2 protein-coding genes and 1 pseudogene are annotated in these 2,582 nt (G+C 31.8%); 2 read left to right on the forward strand and 1 reads right to left on the reverse strand.

Annotation, left to right across the window (positions count from 1 at the left end; translation table 11 throughout):
- Positions 1 to 285 precede the first annotated feature (285 nt).
- Positions 286 to 1,593: an ATP-binding protein gene (locus tag EVJ48_10405; GenBank protein ID RZV36414.1), complete on the reverse strand. Its 1,308-nt coding sequence runs from the start codon at positions 1,591 to 1,593 to the stop codon at positions 286 to 288.
- A 688-nt stretch (positions 1,594 to 2,281) separates the two neighbouring features.
- On the opposite strand from EVJ48_10405, the pseudogene EVJ48_10410 reads away from it, so the two are divergent.
- Both EVJ48_10410 and EVJ48_10415 read left to right on the forward strand, forming a co-directional pair.
- Positions 2,282 to 2,398: pseudogene (locus EVJ48_10410) on the forward strand (hydrogenase expression/formation protein HypE).
- Positions 2,399 to 2,444: 46 nt separating this feature from the next.
- Positions 2,445 to 2,582, forward strand: a 138-nt coding sequence (locus EVJ48_10415; GenBank protein ID RZV36415.1) for an autotransporter outer membrane beta-barrel domain-containing protein, incomplete at its 3' end; no start/stop codon positions are given.

Below are 2,582 nucleotides of genomic sequence, written 5' to 3' on the forward strand. Positions count from 1 at the left end.
AACAAAGGCTTTAAATAAAACTTCCGTTTTAAGTTCAAGCTCTTCATTAAGTTTAAGCTCTTCCTGCATACAAACTATCGAAACAGACCATTCTAATGCCGCAGAACTCTTTATAAATATATTAGGCCTGAGCATCCCCCTTAAAGATATTTTTGAGCCGGATTCGGAATATCAGTTAAAAGACGAAGACGGCGAATAGCGCTAACCTTATATTATTCTAAAGGATAAATAAATTTTTAAATAAAAAAATTTTTAATTCCTTTAATTAAATGGACGATAAAGATTTTAACAGTCGTTCAAGGAAAAACCTTTATATTCAAAACTATATTCTTTAAATTTTTCAATTAATTTTTTTGATTTTTCCTTAAGTTTCCTTAGATTGATTTTTTGAGGATTTAATTTTACTTCGCATATCAATATTTTTTTTTCTATATCGTTTACTGCAACGATATCTATTTCGTTGTTGTTTCCTTTTTCCCAGTATGTGCCTATGTTGGAAAATTTATTCGATAGTTTAAGTTTTTCTATAAAATATTTTTCTAAAAAATATCCGGCGTATGTATTAAAATCGCGATTTACTATATCTTTTACATATTTTAGATTTCCTATTTCTATTGCGCTCCTATAACCGTATATAAATCTGAACCAGAAATTTAAAAAATTATCTTCTATAACGTATTTTTGAACTCTGCCGCCTTCTTTCGCAAAAATAGGTCTTACCCTTTTTATAATATTATATTCATTTTCAAGCCTGTCAAGGTATCCGCCTATATTTTTCTCGAGAATGGATTCTATTTCGCTCCTTGATGTTTTAGAGTTTGCAATTAATGAAAGAATAGAAAAATAAACTGAATACTCCTTGCCGAACTCTTCTATCAGCAGGTCTTTCCCTTCATTTAAAAATACGGAATTTTCTTCCAGGATATTTTCAAGCATTCTATCGTATGTTAAAGCGCCGTTATCGACGAAAATTTCTACATATTTCGCTATTCCTCCCGTAAATATATAGAAGCTAAACAAATCTTTATTGTCAAAATTAACGGTGTTTTCTATCATTATTTCTTTCAATACGTCTATACCGAAAGGTTTTAAATATATTTTTTTATCTGCCCTCCCGAATAAAGGCTCTTTTGAATTTTCAAATATTTTTTTCATCAGCGAATATATAGAGCCGCTCAGGATTAAATTTATTTTAGATTTGTCTTTATGCATATCCCATATATTTTGCATATCGGAATAAATAGAAGGGTTTATATTATAAAATTCCTGAAATTCATCTATCGCTAACGTTATATTTTTTTCTTCCGAAAAAACCATAAGGTATTCAAATAAGTCTTTAAAGTTTGTAATCTTTCCGATTATCCTTTTGTTTATTTTATTCTGAATTAAAGTCGTAAACTCTTCGCATAAAAGTTTTTCGTCTTTTCTTGCCGCAAACAGGTAGATAAGGTCGTCTTTGAAAGATTCAAGTATAAGTTTTGTTTTCCCTATCCTTCTTCTGCCTGTAATAACCGTCATCTTGGAACCTTTTTTCGATGATTCCCAAGTTGACTTAAGCATCTTTAATTCGCTTAGTCTATCGTAAAATTTCATATTACCTCATGATAATATTATTGATTATAACCTGTTATAACCGCATTTATAAATATCTTAATATATATATCATACTTAGAATTATACTTTAATTTATCCCGATATATCAATCAATTACGGCTGTTCAAATATTTTATAGTAATACATATTATTGTAATATTCATTACTATAAAAATCAATAAAAAAATACGTCTCTAAAACTAAAAGATAAAAACATATAAATTATATAAACTTTTTACATTCTATATCATTATAGATACTCATAAATAAATCAGACACCGTTATTCTTAATTAATCTTTTATTTTATGATATAATTTATTATCGAAGGAGAATTAATAATGTCGCCGTCGCTGAACAGCTATCATCAGACTATTTCAAAAAATTTAGAAGGGGAGATTGCGCAATATTGCAATAGTACCATTTAAATTTTGAAAAATTAAAATGAATAAAAAAAAATACGAAAGAATATTGCTTTCGCACGGCGGGGGAGGTAAAGAAACCTCCGAGCTTATAGGCGGTACTATATTTAACGGACTTTACGGGCAGGACGCCGGAAAAGATTATTTTTACCGTTCGAATAACGGCGGCGGTCTGAATAACGGTGTGAATAACGGTGCTAATAACGGCGTTTCTAATGAAGGCGGCGGAATTTCAGCCGGTATATCAAAGCAAAAAATAAATTTATTGGAAGATGCGGCAGTTTTAAAATCTCCGCAAAAAATAGCATTTACTACGGACGGTTTTACCGTTAGCCCTGTTTTCTTTAAAGGCGGCGACATAGGAGGCTTACGGCTTCTGGCAGGCTTCCGGCGCAAGAATAGGTTTTCAGGCCGGTTATTCCGGCGGACTTATGTCTTCGGCGGATAACGTAAGCGGAGGCGATATGAACGGCAGTTCAAGAGCGTCCGCATATACGGCTGCCGTTAGGGGAGGCTATACTTTTAAGACGCAGGTCGTTAACATTACTCCTATCCTGGGAGTTTCTTAC

The organism is Candidatus Acidulodesulfobacterium acidiphilum, from assembly GCA_008534395.1.
Taxonomy (GTDB): Bacteria; SZUA-79; SZUA-79; order Acidulodesulfobacterales; family Acidulodesulfobacteraceae; genus Acidulodesulfobacterium_A; species Acidulodesulfobacterium_A acidiphilum.

Excerpts from the sequence above, each read along its gene's own strand:
- EVJ48_10405 (RZV36414.1), bottom strand. The coding sequence starts at position 1,593 with ATGAAATTTTACGATAGACTAAGCGAATTAAAGATGCTTAAGTCAACT.